At 72.1% G+C, this 23,921-nt stretch carries 21 protein-coding genes; 13 read left to right on the top strand and 8 right to left on the bottom strand.

Annotated features, from left to right (window positions below; all coding sequences use genetic code 11):
- Positions 1-3 precede the first annotated feature (3 nt).
- Genes ACIA6A_RS21055 through ACIA6A_RS21035 form a run of 5 tightly spaced genes read left to right on the top strand, consistent with a single transcriptional unit; the run spans position 4 to position 5,104 of the window.
- Complete coding sequence (locus ACIA6A_RS21055) at positions 4-1,035, top strand: aldo/keto reductase (protein WP_396099419.1); 1,032 nt, start codon at positions 4-6, stop codon at positions 1,033-1,035.
- Positions 1,032-1,994 carry an aldo/keto reductase gene (locus ACIA6A_RS21050; protein WP_396099418.1) on the top strand — a complete coding sequence of 321 codons (963 nt, stop codon included), beginning with the start codon at positions 1,032-1,034 and terminating at the stop codon, positions 1,992-1,994. The genes ACIA6A_RS21055 and ACIA6A_RS21050 overlap by 4 nt, the downstream gene beginning before the upstream one ends.
- On the top strand, positions 1,987-3,003 hold the full coding sequence (locus ACIA6A_RS21045; protein WP_396099417.1) for an LLM class flavin-dependent oxidoreductase: 1,017 nt from the start codon (positions 1,987-1,989) through the stop codon (positions 3,001-3,003). The genes ACIA6A_RS21050 and ACIA6A_RS21045 overlap by 8 nt, the downstream gene beginning before the upstream one ends.
- On the top strand, positions 3,000-4,307 hold the full coding sequence (locus tag ACIA6A_RS21040; RefSeq protein ID WP_396099416.1) for an NtaA/DmoA family FMN-dependent monooxygenase: 1,308 nt from the start codon (positions 3,000-3,002) through the stop codon (positions 4,305-4,307). The genes ACIA6A_RS21045 and ACIA6A_RS21040 overlap by 4 nt, the downstream gene beginning before the upstream one ends.
- Positions 4,307-5,104 (top strand): NADPH-dependent oxidoreductase, encoded by a 798-nt coding sequence (locus ACIA6A_RS21035; RefSeq protein ID WP_396099415.1) that lies wholly within the window; start codon positions 4,307-4,309, stop codon positions 5,102-5,104. The genes ACIA6A_RS21040 and ACIA6A_RS21035 overlap by 1 nt, the downstream gene beginning before the upstream one ends.
- 203 nt (positions 5,105-5,307) lie before the next feature.
- Here the strand turns inward: ACIA6A_RS21035 and ACIA6A_RS21030 are convergent, their stop codons facing one another.
- Together ACIA6A_RS21030 and ACIA6A_RS21025 are read right to left on the bottom strand one after the other, a co-directional pair.
- Positions 5,308-6,564: an MFS transporter gene (locus ACIA6A_RS21030; RefSeq protein ID WP_396099414.1), complete on the bottom strand. Its 1,257-nt coding sequence runs from the start codon at positions 6,562-6,564 to the stop codon at positions 5,308-5,310.
- Between the two features lie 120 nt (positions 6,565-6,684).
- On the bottom strand, positions 6,685-6,894 hold the full coding sequence (locus ACIA6A_RS21025; RefSeq protein ID WP_396099413.1) for a hypothetical protein: 210 nt from the start codon (positions 6,892-6,894) through the stop codon (positions 6,685-6,687).
- A gap of 122 nt (positions 6,895-7,016) precedes the next feature.
- Here ACIA6A_RS21025 and ACIA6A_RS21020 point away from each other — a divergent pair, with 122 nt between their 5' ends.
- The 4 genes from ACIA6A_RS21020 to ACIA6A_RS21005 all read left to right on the top strand — a co-directional run bounded on the left by ACIA6A_RS21020 (position 7,017) and on the right by ACIA6A_RS21005 (position 9,746).
- On the top strand, positions 7,017-7,460 hold the full coding sequence (locus tag ACIA6A_RS21020; RefSeq protein WP_396099412.1) for a hypothetical protein: 444 nt from the start codon (positions 7,017-7,019) through the stop codon (positions 7,458-7,460).
- Positions 7,461-7,640: 180 nt separating this feature from the next.
- Complete coding sequence (locus ACIA6A_RS21015) at positions 7,641-8,951, top strand: DNA polymerase IV (protein ID WP_396099411.1); 1,311 nt, start codon at positions 7,641-7,643, stop codon at positions 8,949-8,951.
- 159 nt (positions 8,952-9,110) lie between these two features.
- Entirely contained in the window at positions 9,111-9,329 is a 219-nt protein-coding gene (locus ACIA6A_RS21010; protein WP_396099410.1) for a hypothetical protein, read from the top strand.
- A gap of 18 nt (positions 9,330-9,347) precedes the next feature.
- A complete protein-coding gene (locus ACIA6A_RS21005; RefSeq protein ID WP_396099409.1) occupies positions 9,348-9,746 on the top strand; it encodes an MmcQ/YjbR family DNA-binding protein in 399 nt (132 codons plus the stop codon).
- Between the two features lie 37 nt (positions 9,747-9,783).
- Here ACIA6A_RS21005 and ACIA6A_RS21000 read toward each other — a convergent pair whose 3' ends face one another.
- Genes ACIA6A_RS21000 through ACIA6A_RS20985 form a run of 4 tightly spaced genes read right to left on the bottom strand, consistent with a single transcriptional unit; the run spans position 9,784 to position 13,185 of the window.
- The gene (locus ACIA6A_RS21000) at positions 9,784-11,196 is read right to left on the bottom strand and encodes a diguanylate cyclase domain-containing protein (protein WP_396099408.1); all 1,413 of its coding nucleotides are present in this window, start codon (positions 11,194-11,196) and stop codon (positions 9,784-9,786) included.
- A gap of 38 nt (positions 11,197-11,234) precedes the next feature.
- Complete coding sequence (locus tag ACIA6A_RS20995; protein ID WP_396099407.1) at positions 11,235-12,467, bottom strand: RNA polymerase sigma factor; 1,233 nt, start codon at positions 12,465-12,467, stop codon at positions 11,235-11,237.
- Positions 12,464-12,787, bottom strand: a complete 324-nt coding sequence (locus tag ACIA6A_RS20990) for a YciI family protein (protein ID WP_396099406.1) — start codon at positions 12,785-12,787, stop codon at positions 12,464-12,466. Before ACIA6A_RS20990 ends, ACIA6A_RS20995 begins: the two co-directional genes overlap by 4 nt.
- Positions 12,766-13,185 carry a CGNR zinc finger domain-containing protein gene (locus ACIA6A_RS20985; RefSeq protein WP_396099405.1) on the bottom strand — a complete coding sequence of 140 codons (420 nt, stop codon included), beginning with the start codon at positions 13,183-13,185 and terminating at the stop codon, positions 12,766-12,768. Before ACIA6A_RS20985 ends, ACIA6A_RS20990 begins: the two co-directional genes overlap by 22 nt.
- Between ACIA6A_RS20985 and ACIA6A_RS20980 the strand changes: the two genes are divergently transcribed.
- Positions 13,128-13,826 carry an alpha/beta fold hydrolase gene (locus tag ACIA6A_RS20980; RefSeq protein WP_396099404.1) on the top strand — a complete coding sequence of 233 codons (699 nt, stop codon included), beginning with the start codon at positions 13,128-13,130 and terminating at the stop codon, positions 13,824-13,826. The genes ACIA6A_RS20985 and ACIA6A_RS20980 overlap by 58 nt on opposite strands.
- Here the strand turns inward: ACIA6A_RS20980 and ACIA6A_RS20975 are convergent.
- Positions 13,823-15,370 carry a dolichyl-phosphate-mannose--protein mannosyltransferase gene (locus ACIA6A_RS20975; protein WP_396099555.1) on the bottom strand — a complete coding sequence of 516 codons (1,548 nt, stop codon included), beginning with the start codon at positions 15,368-15,370 and terminating at the stop codon, positions 13,823-13,825. The two genes, ACIA6A_RS20980 and ACIA6A_RS20975, sit on opposite strands and share 4 nt — an antisense overlap.
- A 457-nt stretch (positions 15,371-15,827) precedes the next feature.
- On the opposite strand from ACIA6A_RS20975, the gene ACIA6A_RS20970 reads away from it, so the two are divergent.
- From ACIA6A_RS20970 to ACIA6A_RS20960, 3 genes are all read left to right on the top strand, one after another.
- The gene (locus ACIA6A_RS20970) at positions 15,828-17,633 is read left to right on the top strand and encodes a stealth family protein (protein WP_396099403.1); all 1,806 of its coding nucleotides are present in this window, start codon (positions 15,828-15,830) and stop codon (positions 17,631-17,633) included.
- A gap of 90 nt (positions 17,634-17,723) precedes the next feature.
- Positions 17,724-18,686 (top strand): hypothetical protein, encoded by a 963-nt coding sequence (locus ACIA6A_RS20965; protein WP_396099402.1) that lies wholly within the window; start codon positions 17,724-17,726, stop codon positions 18,684-18,686.
- Positions 18,683-21,553: a stealth conserved region 3 domain-containing protein gene (locus ACIA6A_RS20960; RefSeq protein WP_396099401.1), complete on the top strand. Its 2,871-nt coding sequence runs from the start codon at positions 18,683-18,685 to the stop codon at positions 21,551-21,553. Before ACIA6A_RS20965 ends, ACIA6A_RS20960 begins: the two co-directional genes overlap by 4 nt.
- 42 nt (positions 21,554-21,595) lie before the next feature.
- Here the strand turns inward: ACIA6A_RS20960 and ACIA6A_RS20955 are convergent, their stop codons facing one another.
- Positions 21,596-23,824, bottom strand: a complete 2,229-nt coding sequence (locus ACIA6A_RS20955; protein ID WP_396099400.1) for a tetratricopeptide repeat protein — start codon at positions 23,822-23,824, stop codon at positions 21,596-21,598.
- Positions 23,825-23,921 lie beyond the last annotated feature (97 nt).

The following is a 23,921-nucleotide window of genomic DNA, read 5'->3' as shown; positions in this document are numbered from 1 at the left end:
GTCATGTCGGAGAACAGATTTCTGGGTCGCACCGGCGTCCTGATCGGTCCGCTCACGCTCGGGACCATGAATTTCGGGCGGTGGCAGGACGAGGACGAGAGCATCCGGATCATCCACGCCGCCCTCGACGCCGGCGTCACGGCCGTGGACACCGCCGACGTGTACGCGCACGGTGTGTCGGAACAGATCGTCGGCAAGGCGCTCGCGGGCCGCCGCGACGACGTCTTCCTGGCCACCAAGTTCCACGGGCAGGCCGGCGACGACCCGCGGCACGCCGGCAACTCGCGGCGCTGGATCGTGCGCGCGGTGGAGGACAGCCTGCGCCGGCTCGGCACCGACCACCTGGACCTGTACCAGGCGCACCGGCCGGACCCGCACACCGACCTGCTGGAGACACTGCGCACGCTCGACGATCTGATCCGGCAGGGCAAGATCCGCTATTACGGTACGTCGGTCTTCCCCGCCCACCAGCTCGACAAGGCCCAGTGGCTGGCCGAGAAGCACGGCCTGACCGCCCCGCACACCGAGCAGGTGCCCTACTCGCTGCTCGTGCGCAGCGCCGAACGCGAGGTCTTCCCGGTGGTCCGCGAGTACGGCGTCGGCGTGCTCGGTTACGGCCCGCTCGCCGCCGGGTGGCTCTCCGGCGGCTACCGGATCGGCGGCGCACAGCCCGAGTCGGCGCGCGCCGAGCTGATCCCCGGCCGCTTCGACGTCACACTGGACCGCAACCAGCGCAAACTCGCCGCCGCGGACGCCCTGGCCACGCTCGCCGCCGACCACGGACTCACGCTGGTGGAACTCGCGGTGGCGTTCGCGCTGAACCACCCGGCGATCAGCAGTGTGATCATCGGCCCGCGCACGGCTGAACATCTGGACGCGTACCTGAAGGCCTCGCCGGTGTCCCTCGGCGCTGACGTCCTGGACCGGATCGACGAGATCGTCGACCCCGGCACCCACTTCCTCGAACGCGACACCGGCCGGGACACCCCGTCCCTGCAGCCCACCGCCCTGCGATCGAAAGGACTCCCCCGATGAGCTCCCTGCCCTACCGCCGTGCCGGACGTTCCGGCCTCGACCTGTCGGCGTTCTCGTTCGGGCTGTGGCAGAAGTTCGGCACCGACTACCCCTACGACACCCAGCGCGAGATCGTGCTGCACGCGTTCGAGCTGGGCATCACCCACTTCGACAACGCCGACCGGTACGGCCCACCGCATCGCGCCGCACAACAGTTCTTCGGTCAGGTCCTCAGGAACGACCTCGCCGCACACCGTGACGAGCTGATCCTGTCGACCAAGGCCGGGAACCCGATCGGCGCCAGCCCCTACCTGAGGGGCGGCTCCCGCAAGTCGCTGCTCGGCTCGCTCGACCACAGCCTGCGCGACCTGGGCACCGACTACGTCGACATCTTCTACAGCCACAGCCCGGACCCGGGCACCCCGCTCGACGAGACCGTCGGCGCGCTGGTCAGCGCCGTGCAACAGGGCAAGGCGCTGTACATCGGCATCTCCAACTACCCGACCGACCGGGCCCGGGAGACCGCCCGGCTGCTGCGCCGGGCCGGGGTGCCGCTGCTGGTCCATCAGCCCCGGTACTCCATCCTGGACCGCCGGCCGGAGACGACCGGGCTGCTGGAGCTCGCCGGGGACGAGGGCTTCGGCGTGGTCGTCTACTCGCCGCTCGCCCAGGGGCTGCTCACCGACAAGTACCTCGACGGGATCCCGGCCGGTGCCCGGGCGCAGAACAGCGCGTTCCTGAAGCCGGACGCGATCGACGACGCGTACAGGAAGCGGGTCACCACGCTGAACAAGCTCGCCGCCCAGCGCGGCCAGTCCCTAGCCCAGCTGGCCCTGCAGTGGGTGCTGCGCCGCCCGGAGGTGACGTCGGCGATCATCGGGGCCAGCTCGGCCGCGCAACTGGACCACAACGTCAGGGCGCTCGACTTCCCGGCGCTCACCGGCGACGAGCTCGCGATCATCGACGCGTCCGATGAGTGACCCGCTACGGCTCGGCTTCCTGCTGCACCTCGACAGCGACCTGCCGCCCGCCCACGCGTACCGCGAAGCCGTCGACCTGTTCGTGATCGCCGAGAACCTGGGCTACGACTCCGGCTGGGTCATCCAGCGGCACTTCCGGCAGGGCAAGGAACACGTCTCGGCGCCGCTGGTCCTGCTCGCCGCGATCGCCCAGCACACCACCCGGATCCGGCTCGGCACCGGCGTGCTCGTGCTGCCGCTCGAGGACCCGCTCAAGGTCGCCGAGGACGCGGCCACCCTCGACGCGCTCAGCGGGGGCCGCCTGGAGCTCGGCGTCGGGTCGGGCCCGTTCCCCGGCGCCTGGGAGGCGTTCGGCAGGGACATCACCGACCGGCACCGGCTGTACGACGCGTCGGTGTCCCGGCTGCACGACGTCCTCGACGGCAAGGCCCTCAACAGTCTCGGGGAGGTGCTGCATCCGCCCGCCCCCGGCGTACGGGAAAGGCTCTGGCAGGCGACCACCGGTGACCCGCGGCTGGCCCACAAGGCGGCCGCGGCCGCGGGTCTCGCCGGTGACGGCCTGCAACTGTCCCGGGCGACCGGCTGGCGCGGCACCACCGTGCGCGAGGCCCAGCGGCAGCAGGCCGGGTGGATCGCCGCCTACCGCGACGCCTGGACCTCGCCCGCCGCGCCACGGGTCCAGCTCTCCCGGGCGGTGTACCCGCACCCCAGCCGGGCGGAGGCGGTCCGGCTCGTCACCCCGGGCGTCGAACGCTGGCAGAGCTGGCAGTCGGCCCGCCGCGACGTCGCCGACCTCGGCGTCGAGGAATACCTGACCGCCGACCATGCCCTGCTCGGCCCGTCCGAGGCCATCGCGGCCGAGCTGGCCGCCGACCCCGCGCTGCGGCAGACCACCGATCTGCTGCTCAGCTTCGTCCCCGGCGTCCCCGACTTCGCCGAGCACCGGCGGCTGCTCACCGCCGGCGCCCACGAGATCGCGCCGCTGCTCGGCTGGAGACCCGCCGCATGACCGGCCTGCACCTCAACCTGTCCCTGATGACACCCGGCCACTTCCGGTACGCCTGGCGGCTGCCGCACGTGGACCCGCTGGCCTACCTGGACATCGACCATTTCCAGGCGCTGGCCCGGATCGCCGAGGACGCGAAGATCGACGCGGTGTTCCTCGGCGACGGACCCGCACTGCGCGGCGAGATCGAACAGGCGCCGGGCACCGGGCTCGACCCGCTGGTCCTGCTCGGCGCGGTGGCGGCGGCCACCACGCACCTGGGCGTGATCATCACCAGCTCGACGACCTACAACTCGCCCTACAACCTGGCCCGCCGCTTCCAGTCCCTCGACCACGTCACCAAGGGCAGAGCCGCGGTCAACATCGTCACCACGGGTACGCCGGCCGCGGCCGCGAACTTCGGTCTGCCCGCGCATCCCGACAAGGACACCCGGTACCGCCGCGCCCACGAGTTCCTCGACGTGGTGACCCGGCTCTGGGACGGCTGGCAGCCGGGCGCGATCGTCGCGGACCGGGAGACCGGCCGCTACGCCGACCCGGCGCTGATCCACCGCCTCGACCACGAGGGCGAGTTCTTCTCGGTGGCCGGGCCGCTCCCGGTTCGTCCCGGGCCCCAGGGCCGGCCCGTCGTCGTGCAGGCGGGTGGCTCCGAGGGCGGTCTCGCGCTGGCCGGCCGGTTCGCCGACGTCGTGTTCACCGTCGCGCAGACCCGGGACAAGGCGGTCGCGTTCCGCGACGACATCCGCGCCCGGGCGGCCGCCGCCGGCCGGTCACCGGACGACGTCAAGATCTCCCTCGGCGTGGTGGTGCTCGTCGCGGCCACCCCGGCGGAAGCCCGCCGCCGGGAACAGGAGTTGTACGCCACGCTGCCGATCGAACGGCTGACCCGGGAGCTCGTGCACGGACTCGGCCTGCCCGCCACCTTCGGCCCGGACGATCCGATCAGCGTCACCGACCTGCCCGCCGCGGTGCCGGACGGCGCGTTCCCGGCCGGTTTCAGCGCCTCCACCCGGGCCCTGATCGCGCAGGGCCCGCGCACACCCCGCGAGCTGATCCGGCGCGGCGCCGGTGGCTCCGGTCACCGCCTGCTCGTCGGCTCGGCCCGCGAGGTCGCCGACGATCTACGCTCGTGGTTCGAGGCCGGTACCGCGGACGGCTTCACGATCATGCCGGCCGACACCGCCGTCGACCTGCGGAACTTCGCTGAACTGGTGGTGCCGATCTTGCAGGAGTACGGCTTGTTCCAGAAGGACTACGACGATCCCACGCTGCGTGGCCGCCTCGGTCTGCCGGCGGTGACCCGCTGATGCCCGCCGCCGCCCGCTACGGAGACCCGTCGCTGCAACTGGAGGGCCTCAACGACGTCCTGCGGTCGCAGCTGGGCCGCCGCTCGGTCCGCGCGTTCACCGACCGCCCGGTCACCGACGCCGAACTGACCGCGCTGATCGCGGCCGCCCAGTCCGCGCCCACCTCGTCCAACCTGCAACCGTGGAGCGTGATCGCGGTCCGCGATCCGGCCCGCAAGGCCCGCCTCGCGGTGCTGGCCGGCGACCAGGACTTCGTCGCCCGGGCCCCGCTGTTCCTGATCTGGGTCGCCGACCTCGGCCGGGCCCGCCGCCTGGCCGCCCGCGCCGGTACCCGGGTCGACGCCACGGACTACCTGGAGACCACGGTCATCGGCTTCGTCGACACCGCCCTGGCCGCCCAGAACGCGGTGGTGGCGGCGACCTCGCTGGGCCTCGGCTCGGTGTTCGTCGGAGCGGTCCGCAACCACCCCGAACAGATCGCCGCCGAGCTGGGCCTGCCCCCGCACACGGTGGCAGCATTCGGCCTGGCGGTCGGCACCCCGGACCCCACCGAACAGGCGGACGTCAAACCCCGCCTCCCACAGGCGGCGGTCCTGCACCACGAGCAGTACGACGCGCCGGCCGCGGACGCCCACATCGCCACGTACGACGAGCGCCTGACCGCCTACAACACCCGCTTCGGCCTGCCCGGCAACTGGTCCGACCGCGTCCTGGCCCGCCTGCACGGCCCCGCCTCCATGGCCGGCCGCCACCACCTGCGGGCCATCCTCGAACGCCTCGGCCTACCCTCCCGCTGACCCACCCACCCTTCCCGGGCTGGGCCGATCTTCTGCGCTGGGCCGGCCTTCTGCTGGCTGGGTCCTCCGCGGGCGCGGCCAGAAATCGACGATCGCGGCCGGGGAGACCGGCCCGGTCCGCCATTCGAGGCCGAGCCGGCGCCAGGTCGCGGCCCGGGCCGTCACGGCCGCCGCCAGCTCCACGACAGGGGTCACGCCGGGGACTATGGCACGGTCGGCCGGTCGGGGAGGGTGCGGCCCAGGCGGCTGAGGGGGGACACGATCATGATCAGCGGGGACAGCAGCATGGTCGCGGCGGTGATCAGCAGGGCGGTGCGCAGGCCCACGTGACCGGCGAGGACACCGCCGAACAGGGCGCCGATCGGGGTCGTGCCCATGCCGGCGAACGTGATCGTCGCGGCGACCCGGCCCTGCATGGCGTCCGGGGTGACCGCCTGCCGGACGGCCATGACCGTGACGTTGACCAGCTGGCCGAACGCGCCGAACACGACGTTGACCCCGATCAGGGCCACGACGGTGACCGCGGAGTTCCCGTGCAGCGCGGGCACGCAGAGCAGCACTCCGTCGCCGATCAGCGCCGCCGTCACGAGCACCGGGCCGTGCCCGAGGCGCCTCGGCAGCTGCCCGGCGAGCAGTGCGCCCACCAGCGCTCCCGGGCCGGTCGCGGCGAGGGCCAGGCCGACGACGGCACCGGAGAGGTGGAGTTCGCGGGGCAGGAACAGCAGGTAGGAGGTCATCAGCGCGGCGAACGACAACTGGAACGCCGCCGAGGCGAGACAGACCGCGCGCAACAGCGGGTCACCGGCGACGAAACGCAGGCCCTCCCGCATCCGCCGGGCGCCCTTGACCCGCCGCGGCAGCACCTCGCGGTGCCGGATGCGGGCGATGGCCAGGAACGAACCCACGAACAGCACCGCATTGGCGGCGATTGCCAGGGGCGCCACCAGCAGCGACATCATCGTCCCGGCCAGCGCGGGGCCGCCCATCTGAGCGGCGGACCGGCTCGCCTCGATCGCGCTGTTGCCCTGCAACAGCTGGTCGCGGCGCACCATGCGGACCAGCGAGGTCTGGTAGGCCACGTCGAAGAACACCGACATCGCGCCGACGGCGACGGCCACCGCCAGCAGCGCCGGCAGACCGAGCCCACCGATGGCCGCGACCACCGCGACCAGGCCCAGGGCCGTCGCCCGTCCGGCATCCGACAACACCATGACCGTACGGGTACGCCACCTGTCCACCCACACACCGGCGAGCAGCGCGAGCAGCAGCTGCGGGGCCTGTCCCACCGCGCGCAGGACGCCCAGCTCGTCGGCGCCGACGTGCAGGGTCAGGACGGCGGTCAGCGAGAGGACCACCAGACTCGTGTGTTCGCCCAGCTGGGAAGCGGTCTGACCGGACCAGAGGCGACGGAAGTCGGATTCGCGCCACAGGCTGGGCGCGGAGGAGGAAGCGGAGGGCACAGTGATCCCCTTGGGTTGCTGTGCCACACCTTCCGGGGCAGCACGCGATGACGGTCTACGGTGTCAGCGCGTGCTCGAGATACCGGGCATGTCCTCAACTCCTCCGGGGCCGACCCGACTCTACGCCGGCGGCAGGTCGTGGGCGCGGGCGTCGATCCGCTTGGCCTCGCCGGTGACCTGGTCACCGAGGGAGTGCAGGCGGCGGGCGGTCGCCTCGTCGGGGGACCGCTCGGCGCACTCGTGCAGGATCGCCTCGCTGCGTTCGATCTCCACGGCGGTGTCGTGCATCGTCTCGGCGGTGGCGCGCCGGCTCTTCCCGTAGATGGTCATCGCCGCGCACTACCAGCGCCGTGGCCCCCGTACACCCTGTTGATCGTGGGTCCGGGGTTTCGTCCGGTTCTGGTGGGGCATCGCGGTGTGCGTATCCGGAACCGATGACGAAGGAGTTTGCGATGAGGGTTGTGACATTGGCGGCGGGCCTCGCGGTCGGTTACGTGCTCGGCACCCGGGCCGGCCGGGAGAAGTACGAGCAGATCCGGGAGAGCGTCCGCAAGGCGGGCAACCAGCCGAGCGTGGTCCAGGCCCAGGCCAAGGCGAAGAGCCTGGTCAGCACCGGCACCGACAAGGCCACCGCGAAGCTGGCGTCGGTGCGGGCCGCGCGGGAGGACACCACGCCCCGGTCCACGCGGGAGGACACCACGCCGGCCGACACCAGCCTGGCCGACTCCACGGTGAACAACACCGCGCTGGACGACACCGCCGTGGACAGCACCACCCTGGGCAGCACCACCCTGGGCAGCACCGAGCCGGTGCGGACCGACCCCGTGGTGCCGCGGCCCGCGCGCCGCAAGCCGGTCCCCGTCTCCCCGGACGCGGTCACCGAGCCGCTGCTCTGAGTCATCGCCCCGCGTCATGATCCGGGGTTCGCCGGCCGGTGAACCCCGGATGCGTGTCAGATGCCCGGTTCGCCGAGGTCCTGCCAGCCGCCCTCGCCGACCTCGACGTCGAACGTCACCCGGTGCCGCGCCGGTCAAGCCCGCCCCGCGCGATCTCGGGCCCGCGCGATAATGGTGGTCATGAGCGGCCGCCGATCCCCGAGCGTGCTGCACGTCGACCTCGACGCGATGTTCGCGGCCGTCGAGCAGCGTGACAAGGTCTCGCTGCGGGGCCGCCCGGTGGTGGTCGGCGGGGTCGCCGGCCGGGGCGTGGTCTCGACCGCGTCGTACGAGGCCCGGGCCTACGGCGTGCACTCCGCGATGCCGATGGCGCAGGCCCGCCGCCGCAGCCCGGCCGGTACCGCGTACCTGGCACCCCGGTTCGCCGCGTACCGGCGGACCAGCGAGGTGGTGATGGCGCTGCTGGCCGAGGTGACCCCGGTGGTCGAGCAGGTGTCGATCGACGAGGCGTACCTCGATCTCGCCGCCGGCGGTCACGACCTGTCGGTGGCCGGGGTGACCGCGGTCGGGCGGCGGCTCAAGCGGGACATCGCCCGGGCCACCGGCGGGGTCACCGGCTCGGTCGGGGTCGCGACGTCGAAGCTGATGGCGAAGATCGGCTCCGAGCTGCGCAAACCGGACGGGCTCACGGTCATCGCGCCCGGCGACGAACTCAGCGTGCTGCACCCGCTGCCGGTCAACCGGCTCGGCGGGGTCGGCCCGGCCACCGAGCAACGGCTGCACCGCTCCGGCGTGCGTACCGTCGGCGATCTGGCGACGGTGGCCCTGGACGATCTGGTCGACTGGTTCGGTCAGGCGCACGGGGCCGGCCTGCACCGGCTGGCCCGGGCCGACGACACCCGGCCGGTCGTCAGCGAGCGCGAGGCCAAGTCGGTGTCGGCGGAGGAGACCTACGACGTCGACCTGAACGACACCGCCCGGATCGGCCGGGAGGTCGATCTGCTCGCCGCCCGGGTGGCCGGCCGGCTGCGCACCGGCGGGGTGTCCGGGCGGACGGTCAGCATCAAGGTGCGCCACCACGACTTCGCCACGATCACCCGCTCGGTCACCCGCGACCAGCCCACCGACGACCCGCGCCTGGTGGCCCAGCTGGCCCGCCGGTTGCTGACCGAGGTGGACACGTCCGGCGGCGTCCGGCTGCTCGGCGTCGCGGTCACCACGCTGACGGCCTTCGCCCAGGACGAGCTGTTCGCCCTCGGCCCCGCCGAGCAGCCGGTGGAGCCGGAGCCGCAGCCCGTGGCCGCACCCACCGGATGGCGTCCCGGCCAGGACGTCCACCACGACGGGTACGGCCCGGGCTGGGTGTGGGGCAGCGGCCTCGGCCGGGTCACCGTTCGCTTCGAGGGCCCGGGCACCGCCCCGGGTCCGGTCCGGACGTTCGCGGTCACCGATCCCGGCCTGCGCCCGGCCGAGCCGCCGGACTGGACCTGAGGCGTCCGCGTCCCCCACCGGAAACTGTGCTCATCGGACGCCGGGTGGAAGAGTGAAGCTCTTCTATGCCACGGGGGGTCGTTGTGCGCCTGGGAAGACTGTTCGCGACGGCTGTGCTGCTCGTCGCCGTCGCGCCGCTGCCGGCCGGGACGCTGCACCGTGCCGGTCACGGCCGGCCCCGGCGCGACGGTGACCGGTGCGTACTCCGTGGACGACGGCCGGACCTGGCGGCGCGCCCCGGTGACCGGCACCGGTGACCGCCGCGCCCTGCGGGTCGTCAACCCGGCCACCGGCTTCGTGTCGCTGCGGGTGACCGGCACGGGTGCCACCGGCGACACCGCCACGATCACCGTTCTGCGGGCGTACGAGGTGGGCTGACACGTTACGGTCGCACCTATGGCGCATCCGCTGATGTTCGACGACGCAGATCCGGTGCTCGCGCGCGTACGCGACCTCGCCCTGGCCCTCCCGGACGCGGCCGAGAAGGTCTCGCACGGGCGCCCGGCGTTCTTCACCGTGAAGGTGTTCGCCTACTACGGCGGCTCGGTCAAGGTCGACGGCGAGTATCAGCAGCACGAGAGCTCGGTGATGGTGCTGCTCGACGACGACGAGCGCGCGGCGCTGCTGGACGACGGGCGCTGCTACGTCCCGGCCTACCTCGGCCCCGCCGGCTGGCTCGGTGTCGACCTGGACGCCGGCACCGACTGGGCCGAGATCGCCGAGCTGCTCGACGCGAGCTACCGGCGCACCGCGGGCCCGCGCCGCGTCGCCCGGCTGGACGCCGCGACCCGGTGACGGGTGGCCTGCTGCGGGCGGGCCGGCCGGGGCGGCGTCAGCGGGCGGGCCGGCCGGTCTTGCGGGCGTACATGGCCTCGTCGGCCTGCCGCAGCATGTCCTCGGCGTCGGCGCCGGGTGGTGCGGTCACCACGCCCACGCTGGCGCCGATGATGATCTCGGCCCCGGCGACCGGGAACGGGCGCCGGATCTCCTCGACCAGCCGCCGGGCCACCACCGCGGCCACGGCGTCGGTGGTGTCCGGGAGGATGACCGCGAACTCGTCGCCGCCGAGGCGCGCGACCACGTCCCCGGCGCGCACCACGGACCGTAGCCGCGCCCCGGCCTGGATCAGGACCTCGTCGCCGGCCTGGTGGCCGTACCGGTCGTTGACCGGTTTGAAGTCGTCGAGGTCGACGTAGAGCAGGGCGGTGGGGGTGCCGGCGTGGCCCAGCTGCCGCTGCCAGCGGTCGTGGAACTGCCGCCGGTTCGCCAGCCCGGTCAGCTGGTCGTGGTTGGCCTGCTGCTCGGCGTGCCGCAGGGTCACGGTCAGCACCGTCACCACGCCGTGCAGGCGGGCGATGACCAGCAGGAACAGGGTGATGCTGCCGGCCACGACGATCGGTACGTCGAGCGGGACGCCGCGCAGCCACTGCACCGCCAGCACGCCCGGTGCCATGAGCCCGGCGGTGGACAGCGCGACGATCCGGGCGAGCCCGATGGTGCCGTCGTTCCCGCCGCGGCCGGGCCGGCCCACCGAGGTGACCGACGGGTGCAGCGCCGCCGCGCCCATCAGTGCGCACCCGCCCAGCCAGGACAGGTCGAGGTAGTCGCCCGCCGAGTAGGTGCCGGTCACCTGTTGCAGGGCGTACACGATGTCCCCGGCCATGGTGATCGCCATGCCGGTGACCATGAGCAGGAACGCGGGCGAGCGCTCACCGCGGCCCATGCCCAGCCGGATCAGCACCCCGATGACGACGAGGTCGGCCACCGGGTAAGCGACCGACACGCCCCGTGCGAACACGCTCATGTCGCCGTTGTGCAGGTTCGGCACGATCAGGTACACCCAGGCCAGCATCGCGGCACCGGTGGACAGGATGAGCGCGTCCAGCAGCCCGGCCCGGTCCTGCCCGGGCTGCCGGGCGCGGACCAGGCCGTACAACGCCGCCACCAGGGGCACGTAGAAGCCCAGGTAGAAGACGTCGGAGACGGAGGGGAACACGTCGTGGCCGAGCGTGAAACTCTGCCACCAGTACGCGACGTCACCCAGCGTGAACATGATCCGCGCGAGGGCCAGCAGGTACCACGGCCACATCGGGGTCGTCCGGCCCCGGACCCCGGCCACCGTGACGACCGCGCAGCTCAGCCCGAGCAGCGTGGTGAGCACCGCCTGTGCCCGCGGCCACGGGAACAGGCAGTAACCGGCCATGACCGACCCACTGAACCCGAGGAACCACTTCCAGGGCGGCACACCCTTCTGTTCGGCCGTCGTGGCGCCGGACGAAGCGTTTATCCCAGCTGGTCGCGGCGGCGGGTCAGGTAGGCGGTCTCGGCGGTGTTGCCGGCCAGCTCGATGGCCCGGTCGTAGGCCTCGCGCGCGGCCCGGCCGTGACCCAGCCGGCGCAGCAGCTCGGCCCGGGTCGCGTGGTAGGCGTGGTAGCCGGCCAGCGCCTCGCCGAGCCGGTCGGTCTCGGCGAGCGCCACCTGCGGGCCGTCGAGCTCGGCGACCGCGACGGCCCGGTTGAGCGCGGTGACCGGCGCGGGGTCGACCCGGACGAGCTGGTCGTACAGCGCGACGACCTGCGACCAGTCGGTGTCGCGGATGTCGCGGGCGCTGGTGTGCACCGCGTTGACCGCGGCGAGGATCTGGTAGCGGCCCGGCGCCTCCCCGGCGGCCAGGCGCTCGCGCACCAGCCGGTGCCCCTCGGCGATCAGGGCGGTGTCCCAGGCCCCGCGGTCCTGCTCGGCGAGCGTCACCAGTTCCCCGCCGGCCGAGACCCGGGCGGCGCGGCGGGCCTCGGTGAGCAGCATCAGCGCGAGCAGCCCGGTGACCTCACCGTCGTCCGGCAGCAGCTCGCGCAGCACCCGGGTGAGCCGGATCGCCTCGGCGGTCAGCTCGTGGCGGACCGGTTCGGTGCCGGGGCCGGTCGCCAGGTAGCCCTCGTTGCAGACGAGGAAGAGCACGGCGAGCACGCCGGACACGCGGGCCGGGAGATCCTCGGCGTCCGGTACCCGGTACGGGATCCGCGCCGCGTGGATCTTGGCCTTGGCCCGGGTGATCCGCTGTCCCATGGCGCTCTCCCGGACCAGGAAGGCGCGGGCGATCTCGGGCACGGTCAGCCCGCCGACCATCCGCAGGGTCAGCGCCACCCGGCTCTCCGGGGCGAGGGCCGGATGGCAACAGGTGAAGATCAGCCGGAGCCGCTCGTCGTCGATGACCCCGGCCGGCTCGGGCGCGCTGTCGGCGTACACCATCCGGGCCTCTCTGTGCTTGTCGTCCCGTTTGCCCTCGCGCCGGATCCGGTCGATGGCCCGGCGGGCGGCGGTGGTGGTCAGCCAGGCGCCCGGGTTCGGGGGCACGCCGTCGGCCGGCCACCGCTCGACGGCGATCGCGAACGCCTCGGCGGCGGCCTCCTCGGCGATGTCCAGGTCCCCGAAGCGCCGGGCCAGGCCGGCGACCACCCGGGCCCACTGCTCGCGGTGGGCCGCGGTGACCGCCGCGCCGGCGTCGGGCCCGCTCACAGGAACGGCCGGACCTCGACCCTGCGGTGACAGGCCAGGGACGCCGCGCCGGCGAGTTCGAGCGCCACGTCGAGGTCGGCGGCCTCGACGACCCAGAAGCCGGCCATGTGCTCCTTCGTCTCCACGAACGGCCCGTCGGTGATCAGCCCCCGGCCGTCGCGGTTGTCGACGACGGTGGCCGCGCCGGGTGACGCCAGCCCGCCGGCGAAGACCCAGTTCCCGTCCGTCCGCAGCCGCTCGTTGAACACGTCGATGGCGGCCTGCTCCTGCTCGGTGCCGGAGTTGGTCCGGTGGTCGATCACGGTGAACAGATACTGCATCTCGAGATCATCTCCTGCGGTGTGGGTGGACGTTCACCCTGGCAACGTACGTCGCTGCCCCGATCCGACACCCGGCCGCACATTTTTTCGGCGCGGGCCCGCTGATGGTGCCGGCGGGCCTTGAGCTTGTTGCCGCACGTCGCCATCGAGCACCACCGGCCGTTGCCGGCCTTGCTGCGGTCCAGCAGGAACAGCGCGCACTCGTCGTTGGCGCAGGGCCGCAGCCGGCCGGGGCGCGAGCGCCGCAGTTCGCTCCAGGCGGTGACGGCATCGAGAAGTACGGCCTGAGCGCCCCCGGCGTCCACCGTCCAGGTCAGCCCGTCGTCGCCGACCGACGGCCGTGAGACGACGCCGGCCAGCAGCGGGGTCAGCGCGTGGGCGCTCTCCCCGGCCACCACCTGCGTGCTCTTCAGCAGCGCTCGCCGCGCTGACCGCGGGTCTGCTCGGGCAGCTCGGCGTCGAGCGGTACGCCATCTACGTGCAGGACTACGGGGCCCCGATCGGCTGGCGGCTGGCCCTGCGTGAGCCCGCCGCGATCACCGCGATCGTCACGCAGAACGGCAACGGGTACGACGCGGGCTTCGTACCCGGCTTCTGGGACAGCGTGTGGGCGTTCCACCGGGAGTGGAACGCGCAGACCGAGGCCGGCATGCGCCAGGCCCTGTCCCTCGACGCGATCCGCTGGCAGTACCTCACCGGGGTGAGCGACGAGACGCTGATCGACCCCACGGTCTGGTGGCACGACTTCGCCCTGGTCTCACGCCCCGGCAACGACCTGGTGCAGCTGAAACTGTTCGCCGACTACGCGAGCAACCCACCGCTGTACCCCCGGCTGCACGAGTACTTCCGCACCTCGCGGGTGCCGCTGCTCGCGGTCTGGGGCCGCGGTGACGAGATCTTCGGCCCGGCCGGCGCCCGCGCCTTCGCCGCCGACCTGCCGGACGCCGAGATCCACCTGCTCGACGGGGGTCACTTCCTGCTCGAGACCGCGGCCGCCGAGGTGGCGGCCCTGATGCGCCGGTTCCTGCGGTCGATCTAGATCCAGCGGCTGCCGAGCCACATACGTGACGACCAGTCCTCGTACGGGATGAGCTGGCCCACGAAGACCGGGTGGAACCAGGCGAAGCAGAGGGCGACCAGCAGCACGTACGCGCCGGCGACGACCGTGCCGATCAGCTGCCGGTCGGTTCGCGCCGCGCCCTCGGCGATGCCCTCCGGCGGGGTCATGATCGCGCCGAGCACGTAGACGACGGCCAGCACCAGGAACGGCAGCGCGGGCAGCGCGTAGAACGCGAACATGGTGCGGCCGTCGGCGACGGCGTAGTAGAACCAGGGCAGCAGGCCCGCCGCCACGCCGGTGCCGATCGCGCCCGCCCGCCAGTCGCGCCGGGCGATGCCGAACCAGACCAGTGCGGCCAGGGCCGGCAGGAACGACCACCACAGCAGGGGAGTGCCCAGCAGCAGGATCTGGCGTACGCAGCTGGGCGCCCCGCAGCCGCTCGCGGCGGGCCAGTACAGGTTGACCGGGCGGCCCAGCAGCAGCCACTGCCACGGCCACGACTGGTACGGGTGCCTCGAGGTCAGGCCACTGTGGAACGAATAGGCCTCGTGGTGGTAGTGCATGAGGTTGAGCAGGGCGCCCAGCACCGGGGGTTCGCTCATCCCGTTGGCCTCGCGGTAGTGCCGGAAGTATCCGGTGCCGGTCATGAACCAGCCGGCCCACGTGGCCAGGTAGAAGACAAGGGTCAGGACGACGCTGAGCAGCCCCCAGCCCAGGTCGCGGGCGAGCCCGGCGAGCAGCGGGCGGGGGGTGCCGGCGGAGCGGCGCGCCTGCACCCGCCAGTCGATGCTCAGTGCCGCGAAGAACGGCAGGAAGAACAGCGCGCTCCACTTGACGCCGCAGGCCAGCCCGAGCACCGCGCCGGCGACGAGCAGCCACCACGGCACGATCCGGGGGGTGCGCCCCTGTTCCAGGCCGCGCAGCAGGCGGCGCCGGTAATGGTCGCGGTCGAGGAGCAGGGCGGCGAACGTCATGAGGACGAACAGGCCGAGGAAGATGTCGAGCAGCGAGGTCCGCGACAGCACGAGCTGGAAGCCGTCGAGCGTCAGCAGCATCCCGGCGGCGCCGGCCAGCACGATCGAGTGGAACAGCCGGTAGGCGACCCGGATCAGGATCAGGACCATCAGGATGCCGGCGATCGCGGTGGGGAAGCGCCAGCCGAGTTCGTTGTTGCCGAACGCCTTCTCGCCGAGAGCGATCAACCACTTACCCAACGGCGGATGGACCACGTACGCGGCCCCGTCGATCTTCTCGTCCCACTCGACGCCGTGCTGGAGCATGTCCCACGCGTCGGTCGGGTAGTACACCTCGTCGAAGACGTAGCCCTTGGCGCTGGTGAGCCCGTTGAGGCGCAGGATCGCGGCCATCGCGACGATCACCGCGGTCACCAGCCAGGAGTACGGGTCCAGCCAGTTCTCCAGCGTCGCCAGCCGCCGCCGGACGATCCCGGGCACCTCGGGCGGGTCGTCGGGCCCGGCCTGCGGTGGTTCCGGTGCGAGCTCGGTCTCGGCTGCCGCGGCCATAGTCACCCGCTGATAATAGGCGGGCCGGGGCGCCGGGTGTTTCGCGATGTTTCACCCACGATGACGCAATGTTTCCGTGATGAATGACATAGATCACATCACCATAAGTAGGGAGTGATCGGCATGAATGGGATTCGCGTTCGCGCCTGGCATTACCAGCTGTGATGGTGCCCGTGCGGCACACCGTAGCGGGGACCGGGTAGCCGTGTCCCCAGTGGACATCCGCAACCATCGGGTGACGGAAAGTACGGCAACCGGGCAAATCGGTCGATAGTTCCGGCCATCTTGTGTTAACCGGGATATAGAGGGTTGTTCGTCGTCAGTACCCTCTCTACTCTAGCTACGCCCACGAGCCCAGCCGTCCGCGTCATCTCCGGGGCGTGCGGGGGCAGCCGACTATCCAGGGGATCTTCGACGTGCCGTTCATGAATTTGTGGTCGACCAGGCGGTTCGCTGCGTGATCGCGTTGCGTGCTTACCGTCTGCTGCCGAAGGAATACCGTCTTCGGCTGGTCGAGATGCTTCCCCCGAACCGCCAGCTGTGGATGGTCCGCAAGCTCACCCGGCAGGGCACCCTCCCGGCGCCGTCCGAGCCCGGTGTGATGGTGACCGCCCGTGACGCCGGTCGCGAGATCCAGGCCGAGGTCGTGCCCGACATGACCCCCGCCTCGGCGTGGTTGCGCAACCTCGACGGCGTCACCGGCGTCCTCGACCGGGCCGGCATCGACTACTTCTGCGTCCGCCCGGTCGGCACCCTGCACAGCGCCGTCGCCGTGCACAAGAGCGACCGCGAGCGCACCCTGACCGCGCTGAACGCCGACGCGGCCCTCAAGGGTGCGCAGATCCACGTCGGGGACATCACCGACAAGGGCTTCGCGGCCGGCCGTGGCAAGACCGGCGCCCAGGTCTACTTCCCGGTCACCAGCGCGTACGCGACGACCGTGCTGGGCAGCGGCTCGGCGTGCGAGATCGAGTTCTGGCAGACGGTCAAGGGCGAGGACGGCGCACCGGACATGATCGCCGGCCCGCGCGCCAACTGGGTCGCGACGTCGCTGCCCGCCGAGGCGGAGTACGCCCTGGTGCCGCCGATCGCGCTGAGCCCGATGATGCCGCTCGCCGACGACCGCCCGCGCTACCGCACCCGCTCCGAGTTCGCCACGGTGCCGGCCGAGGACGTCCGCTTCCCGATCGACGTCGTGTACACCTGGGTGGACGGCGACGACCCCGACTGGGTGGAGCGCAAGAACGCCTCCCTGGCCGCCATGGGCCAGCAGCAGATCAACACGATCGCCACCAACGCGTCCCGGTTCGTCAGCCGCGACGAGCTCCGGTACTCGCTGCGCTCGATCGTGTCGTACGCCCCCTGGGTCCGGCGCATCTTCCTGGTGACCGACGACCAGGTCCCGGCCTGGCTCGACGACAGCGACCCGCGGATCACCGTGGTCAGCCACCGCGAGATCTTCGGGGACACCGGCGTGCTGCCGACGTTCAACTCGCACGCCATCGAGTCCCGGCTGCACCGCATCCCCGGCCTCGCCGAGCACTTCATCTACTTCAACGACGACATGTTCCTCGGTCGTCCGGTCACCCCCGACGCGTTCTTCCACGCCAACGGGATCGCCAAGTTCTTCCAGTCCCGCGCGCAGCTCGAGGCCGGTCCGGCGACGGTCTTCGACGCCCCGGTGACGGCGGCCGGCAAGAACAACCGGCGCCACGTCGCCGAGCGGTTCGGCCGTGGCATCACGCAGAAGATGCAGCACGTGCCGTACCCGCTGCAGAAGAGCGTGCTGCAGGAGATCGAGCAGGCGCTGCCGGCCGAGGTCCAGGCGACCTCCGAGCACCCGTTCCGGCACCCCGGGGACCTGTCGATCCCCTCGTCGCTGCAGCACTACTGGTCGTTCCTGACCAAGCGGGCGGTTCCGGGCACCATCAAGTACACGTACGCTGACCTGGCCCACCCGTCGACCCCGGTCCAGCTGACGTACCTGCTCGCCCGCCGGCACTGCGACGTGTTCTGCCTCAACGACACCGACTCCGCGGCGGTGGCGCTCAGCGAACAGGCCGCGATGATGGCCGACTTCCTCCCGCAGTACTTCCCGTTCCGTTCCCCGTTCGAGTACTCCGACGAGGTGGCCGCCGAGCGGGCCGGATTCAGCGCCACCAAGCTCGCGGCCATGGGGCGCTCCGCGGGGGTTTCCGTCCCCCGCCAGGCGACGGCCGCCGAGGATGCCTTCCCGGTGCGCGACAACGCCGTTTCCGGCTGACGGTTCGATCGGGTTCGACCAGAGAAGGGCAGTGCCATGGGCTCGGAGTCACTACCGGCCAAGGTGGGGAAAACCCTGCGTGCGGGGCCGGTGGAGACGCTCACGGCCGCACGCCGCAAGGTTCGTACGGCCATCCAGCCGCGGGCCCGGCGGACCTGGACCAAGATCACGGTGGGGATGGTCCGTTTCGGTACGGACAAGAACGTCGCGGCGGCCGAGTACTTCGCCGTGCTCGACGGTCACAGCCTCAACGTCCAGCTGATCCTGCCCGATCTCGAGGGCGCGGTGCCGGCCTCGGCGCAGCTCGCCTTCACGCACGGGCGGGCCGAGCACCGGGTCCCCGCCCGGCTCGGGCAGGACTACCTCGGCCGGTGGACCGCGGAGGCGCTCGCCCTGTTCGGTGAGCGCCCGGGCGGCCTCCCGCTGACGCCGGGCACCTGGGACCTCGCCCTGCTGGTAACCACGGAGTCCGGGGACCAGCGGCGGCTGACCGTGCGCCGGACGGAGCCCGAGCAGATCCGCAAGGCGAGCGTCACCGTCGCGGCCCCCCCGGACGCGGACACCGGCATGCGGTTCCGTCCGGCGGTCGGGGCGTTCGGCGTCTGCCACATCGACGTGCAGGCCGCCCAGCCGCGCGCCGAGATGGTCCGGTTCGTGGTCGACCTCGGCAAGGCCGAGGTCATCGGGCGCTTCGTGGCGGTCCCGGCCACCGCCGGCGCGGTGGCCGAGTTCCACTGCCGCGACGCCGGCACGGTGCACCAGTCGGCCGTGACCGTCGAGGGCGAGATCTTCCGGTTCGGGGTGCCGCTGGCCGCCATGGCCTCCGACCCCGGTGGCAAGCAGGTCTGGGACATCCGGATCCGCGTCGGGGGCAACCGCATCCGGGTCGGGCGGTTCCTGCACGACCTCAGCGACATCCGGACGGTCCTCAAGACCTACGAGCGCCGCCTGCTGATGCCCGGCGGTGCGGTGGTCCACCTCCGCCCGTACTACACGACCGCGGGCAGCTTCGCCCTGACCTGTACCAGCACCGAACCGGGAGCCCCGGAATGAAGATCACCTTCCTCCTCAACACCGCCGACGCGATGGGTGGCACCGAGCGCGCCATCTTCACGCAGGCGGAATACCTGGTCCGCGAGCACCAGGTGGAGGTGATCAGCGTCTTCCGTACCAGCACGGAACGCTTCTTCTCCGTCGACCCGCGGATCCGGATCCGCTACCTGGTGGACAACACCGGCTCCACCCCGCGCCCGGTACGCGACAACGACCTGTCCGCCGAGCAGTGCGCCGCCCTGGTCGCGGCGGAGAGCCGGATCGTGCAGCAGCGCTGGGAGAAGACCTTCCACCGGCTCGCCGACCTCGAGCTCGAGCGCGCCATGCGCGAGCTCGACACCGACGTCCTGGTGTCGTCCTCGCCGGCGCTGATGGCCGCGACCACCACGCTGAGCAAGCCGAACGTGGTCACCGTGCACCAGGAGCACCGGCCCTCGCAGCTGCGCGGCGCCACCGGCGACCCGCTGTTCCAGTTCATCCCCCGGCTCGACTCGCTGGTCCTGCTCACCGAGCGCACCCAGCAGTGGTTCGCCGACACCCTGCGCGACGCCGCCCCGGAGCTGCGCATCATCGGCAACGCGCTGCCGCCGGGCTTCCGCCCCAAGTCGACCCGGACCACCCGGGTGGTCACCATCGCCGGCCGGCTGCACGCCGAGAAGCGCGTCGACCACGCGGTCCGCGCGTTCGCGAAGATCGTCGAGACCCACCCGGACTGGGTGCTGCGCGTGCTCGGCTCCGGCGAGCAGTTCAACGCGGTCCGCCGGCTCGCCGAGAGCCTCGGGCTCAACGAGAACGTCCAGTTCCTCGGCTCGGTGCAGGGCATGGCCGAGGAATGGTCCAAGAGCAGCATCGCGCTGCTGACCTCCAAGGACGGCGAGGCACTCCCGCTCGTCCTGATCGAGGCGTTCACCGCCGGTGTCCCCGCCATCGCCTACGACGTGCAGACCGGCCCGGCCGAGATCATCACGCACGGCGTCGACGGCTTCATCATCGGTTCCGGCGACATCGACGGCCTCACCGAGGCGCTGCTGCGCCTCATCGAGGACGAGGAACTGCGGCACTCCTTCGGCGAGGCCGCCCTGCGCGCCTCCGAGGCGTACGCCCTCGACCGGATCATGGGCCAGTGGGTCGAGCACTTCCAGCAGCTGCTCGCCGAGCGCGACAACCCGGCCCGGCTCAACCGCAAGGCCGACCGGCTCTCCGCGTGGATCGCCGGCACCGGCGGTTCCGGGCTGGCCCCGGCCGCGCCGCCGCCGCAGCGCCCGCTGTTCCAGCTCACCGCCCGTGAGCTGGAGGCACAGCTCGCCGAGCAGGACCCGGCGTTGGTGCGCTCGGCCAGCCAGCTCGCGATCCAGTCCGACGAGATGACCCCGTTCGACGCCGCCGACCGCAACCTGCGGCTCACCGCCGACCTGCTCGAACGGCACGGCATCGCGTACACGATGATCCGTGACCACGGGGTCCGGGCCCGGCTCGCGGTGTCCGACCAGGACCGCGCCGCGACCATGGACGCCATGGCGCAGGACTGGGCCACCAAGGCCGTCTACACCGAGCTGATCAGCAACTCCGGCGCGGTCTCCGGCGTCACGCTGGCGGCCCTCGCGGCCACCTCCGACCTCGGCACCAGCGCGGGCGGCCTGCGCATCTTCCAGCCGGTGACGGCGTCCACCCGTACCCTGCGCTACGGTCCGGTCTACGGTTGTGACCTCGAGTTCTGGACCAGCGACGAGGAGACCGCGACCGTCAAGGCCCTGCGCCGCACCCTGATCGGCGACGCCATCCCGGTCGACGTCATGGCGCAGTCCACCACCCTGCGGGTCCGCGACCGCGACTACCCGACGGTCACCGCGTTCACCGAGACCCTGGTCACCGACGTCAACTTCCCGATCGACGTCGTCTACACCTGGGTCGACGGCGACGACCCGGCCTGGCGCGCCCGCAAGTCCGCCACGCTGGAGGGCCTCGGCCACCCGCCGGTCGACGCGGCCGGCGGCGACGCCCGGTTCCGCAGCCGCGACGAGCTGCGCTTCTCGCTGCGCTCCATCGCCATGTTCGCGCCCTGGGTCCGCAAGATCTGGCTCGTCACCGACGACCAGACCCCGGACTGGCTCGACGAGGAGCACCCCCGCGTCCAGGTGGTCAGCCACAAGGAGGTCTTCGGCGACCGCGGGCTGCTGCCGACCTTCAACTCGCACGCCATCGAGGCCCAGCTGCACCACATCGCGGGCCTCGCCGAGCACTTCCTGTACTTCAACGACGACTTCTTCATCGGGCGTCCGTTGCAACCGCAGTCGTTCTTCTCCGCCAACGGCACCGCCCTGTTCTTCCAGTCGCCGACCCCGGTGCCGCTCACCCCGATCGCCGAGGACGACGACTTCAACTTCACCGCGGGCAAGAACAACCGCGAGCTGATCAAGCGCACCTTCGGCCGGACGATCACCCACGCGTTCCTGCACGCCCCGTACCCGCTGCGGGTCAGCGTCCTCAAGGAGATCGACGCGACGTTCCCCGAGGAGATCGCGGCGACCTCCCAGGCCCGCCTGCGCTCGGCCGGCGACATCTCGGTCCCGTCGTCGCTGCACCACTACTACGGCTACCTGACCGGCCGCTCCACCCGCGGCTCCCTGCGCGTGTCCTACGTGGACCTCGGCGACGCGGCCCAGCACCCCCGCCTCACCCAGATCCTGACCCTGCGCGGCTACGACGTCTTCTGCCTCAACGACAGCCACCACGGCCTCGTCTCGGCCGAGGAACGCGCCCAGGTCGCCCAGGTCTTCCTGGAGAACTACTTCCCGATCGCCAGCGAGTTCGAACGAGGCAGCGCCCGCAACATCACCGCCACGTCCGAGCGCGCCACCACCGCCTGATCCTGGTCCCGTCCCCGCACACAGGTTCGTGGGGGGACGGGGTCAGTACGCGGACCAGCGTTCGATGTCGAGCCGGAGCCGTTCCAGGCCGTACGGGATGATGCCGTCGAGCCGGGTGACGTCCTGGAGCAGCTCGTGCATCAGCGCCGCGGCCTCACCGCGTTGTCCGAGCCGTCCGACCAGGTCGGCGAGGCCGTATCGCGACTCGAGAGTGTCGAGGTGGTCGCTTCCGAGGACGCGGTTCTGCGAGGCGAGGAGCCGGGTGTAGCGGTCCAGGGCCTGATCTCCCGCCCCGGTCGCCGCGAGCCGGTCGATGAGCGAGGTCTGCACCTCCCAGGTCCGTTCATGATCGGGTCCGAACGTCCTCAGGTAGTCGTCGAGCAGGGCGTTCAGGCCCCTCACGGCGTCCGCCGGTGCGGTCCGGCCGGTCAGGCCGACGAGCACCAGCCGGGTGTTGAGGGTGTCCTGGTGGTCCGGGCCGAGGACGCGCAGATAGTCGTCCACCAGCCCGGCGAGGACCGGGACGGCCTTCGCCGTCTCGCCCGCCGCGCTGAGCCACACGGCGACGCCGTGCGACGTGGCCAGGGTGTTCACCGCGTCGCGGCCCAGCACCCGCTGCCGGGTGCCGAGCAGCTCCAGCAGGTCGGCCGCCGCCCGGGCGGGGTCTCCGGCGCGCCCGTGGGACCAGGCGAGGTTGTTGCGGATCGACAGGGTGTCGCGATGTTCCGGACCGAGGCGTCGCTCCGCTTCGGTACGCAGACCGGTCCAGTAACCGATCGCCGTGGTGAACAGGCGGTCACGGCTGAGACTGTTGCCCGCCCGGAACAACGCCTGGTGCATGTCCCCGTCCCACAGCGCGTCCTCGCCGGCCCGTCGTGCGGCGCCGACGTTGTCCCGGAGCCGCTGGATGAGCGAACGGTCGTGCTCGTCCTCGGGCCAGATCGCCACGATGGCGTCCGCCGCCGCCCGTACCGCCACGGAACAGCGTGCGGGAGCTGACTCGCGCACCGCTCGCTGGAGCAGCTGGTGCACGCGGACGGTGCGGCGTGGTTCGTCCAGCCCGGCCAGGCTGAGTCGTTCCAGGCAGGACAGTCCGTCCAGCGCGTCGTCGGCCGTGGTCTCCCGCCCCCGCCGCTCGGCGACCAGGGCGCGGACCGGCGCACTGGTGAGGAGATCCACGGGAATGCCGTTGGCGTCCAGGACAGCGGCCACGTCGAGCAGGGGCTCGGCGACACCGGAGGGCTGGAGCTGGTCCGCGGTCCGTACGGACATCGTCCACAGCGTGGTGAGACCGGGCCGTGAGCGGTCGTCCGGGTCGAGTTCCTGGAGCCGCCGGGCGGCCAGCCGGTCGAGGAAGCGCCCGCAGTCCAGGTGCAGATCGATCATGTAGGCGGCCGCCAGCTCCAGGGCGAGCGGCAGGTGGCCCAGGGCGGCGGCGACCGGACCCGCCCCTGCGGCGGCCCCGGCGCCGAGCCTCTCGGTCAGGAAGCGCTGCGATTCGGTCGCGTCGAACAGATCCACCGGCACCACGATCCGGCGGTTCGCCCGCAGCGACGCGTCCTGGCGCCTCGTGGTCACCAGGACGTTGCCGTTCCCCGCCGGCGGCCAGAGCCGGTCGGCGTCGGCGGGATGCTGCAGGTCGTCGAGGACGATCAGCCACCGCGGCCCGCCGGGTTCGGCCAGCTTCGCCAGCACCCGCACGGGGCCGGCGCCCGGATCCACCCGCAGCGCCTCGGCCACCTCGGCGTAGGCGGTGACGATCGCGTCGCGGGAGGTGGCTGTCACCCACACCACGAGGTCCGCCGCCCGCTCGCGCCAGACCTGGTCGGCGACGTGGGCGGCGAGTTGCGTCTTGCCCACCCCGCCCGTCCCGTGCAGCACGTACGTCCGTCCGGTGTCACCGCTGACGTCGAGCGCGGCACCGGTCCGCCGGGGTTGGTACGGGTCGGCGGGCGCCACGATCGGCCCGATCCAGACCGGGGTGCGCTCACCCTGCTCCCGGACCCGGCTCACCTGTTCGTACTGCCGGCGCCAATCGTCGAGGTCGAGCTCCAGGCCCGGTTGCTTCGCCAGCCGGTGGATGGCGGTGACGACCTTCTCGATGAACTCCCAGTCGAGGCCGTGGCCGTCGGCGAGCCGGTCGTGCAGGGTCGAGCGCGGGATCCCGGTCAGTCGCTCGAGGTCTCGAAAGGATGGTTCACCGCATTGGAGCCGCCACAACCGCAACCGCGAGGCGTACGCTCCCCGTGGGTCGTCTCGACGAGGATTCATTCCTCTATGTAAGCGGCTGACTTCTCTCCGTGTCGACAGGTGGGTCGTCCGGATCCGTCCGGCCGACACCCGGACGCTTGCCGGTTCATCAATATGA

It is taken from the genome of Actinoplanes sp. NPDC051494 (assembly GCF_044454705.1).
In the GTDB taxonomy this organism is placed as follows: domain Bacteria; phylum Actinomycetota; class Actinomycetes; order Mycobacteriales; family Micromonosporaceae; genus Actinoplanes.
This window is presented reverse-complemented; position numbering and strand designations above follow the sequence as displayed.

What these genes read in the sequence shown, in the direction of transcription:
- ACIA6A_RS21050 (WP_396099418.1), top strand. Translation starts at nt 1,032, where the DNA reads ATGAGCTCCCTGCCCTACCGCCGTGCCGGACGTTCCGGCCTCGACCTG.
- ACIA6A_RS21045 (WP_396099417.1), top strand. Translation starts at nt 1,987, where the DNA reads ATGAGTGACCCGCTACGGCTCGGCTTCCTGCTGCACCTCGACAGCGAC.
- ACIA6A_RS20975 (WP_396099555.1), bottom strand. Translation starts at nt 15,370, where the DNA reads ATGGCCGCGGCAGCCGAGACCGAGCTCGCACCGGAACCACCGCAGGCC.
- ACIA6A_RS21020 (WP_396099412.1), top strand. Translation starts at nt 7,017, where the DNA reads ATGAGGGTTGTGACATTGGCGGCGGGCCTCGCGGTCGGTTACGTGCTC.
- ACIA6A_RS20990 (WP_396099406.1), bottom strand. Translation starts at nt 12,787, where the DNA reads ATGCAGTATCTGTTCACCGTGATCGACCACCGGACCAACTCCGGCACC.
- ACIA6A_RS21015 (WP_396099411.1), top strand. Translation starts at nt 7,641, where the DNA reads ATGAGCGGCCGCCGATCCCCGAGCGTGCTGCACGTCGACCTCGACGCG.
- ACIA6A_RS20955 (WP_396099400.1), bottom strand. Translation starts at nt 23,824, where the DNA reads ATGAATCCTCGTCGAGACGACCCACGGGGAGCGTACGCCTCGCGGTTG.
- ACIA6A_RS20960 (WP_396099401.1), top strand. Translation starts at nt 18,683, where the DNA reads ATGAAGATCACCTTCCTCCTCAACACCGCCGACGCGATGGGTGGCACC.
- ACIA6A_RS21055 (WP_396099419.1), top strand. Translation starts at nt 4, where the DNA reads ATGTCGGAGAACAGATTTCTGGGTCGCACCGGCGTCCTGATCGGTCCG.
- ACIA6A_RS21040 (WP_396099416.1), top strand. Translation starts at nt 3,000, where the DNA reads ATGACCGGCCTGCACCTCAACCTGTCCCTGATGACACCCGGCCACTTC.
- ACIA6A_RS21025 (WP_396099413.1), bottom strand. Translation starts at nt 6,894, where the DNA reads ATGACCATCTACGGGAAGAGCCGGCGCGCCACCGCCGAGACGATGCAC.
- ACIA6A_RS21005 (WP_396099409.1), top strand. Translation starts at nt 9,348, where the DNA reads ATGGCGCATCCGCTGATGTTCGACGACGCAGATCCGGTGCTCGCGCGC.
- ACIA6A_RS21035 (WP_396099415.1), top strand. Translation starts at nt 4,307, where the DNA reads ATGCCCGCCGCCGCCCGCTACGGAGACCCGTCGCTGCAACTGGAGGGC.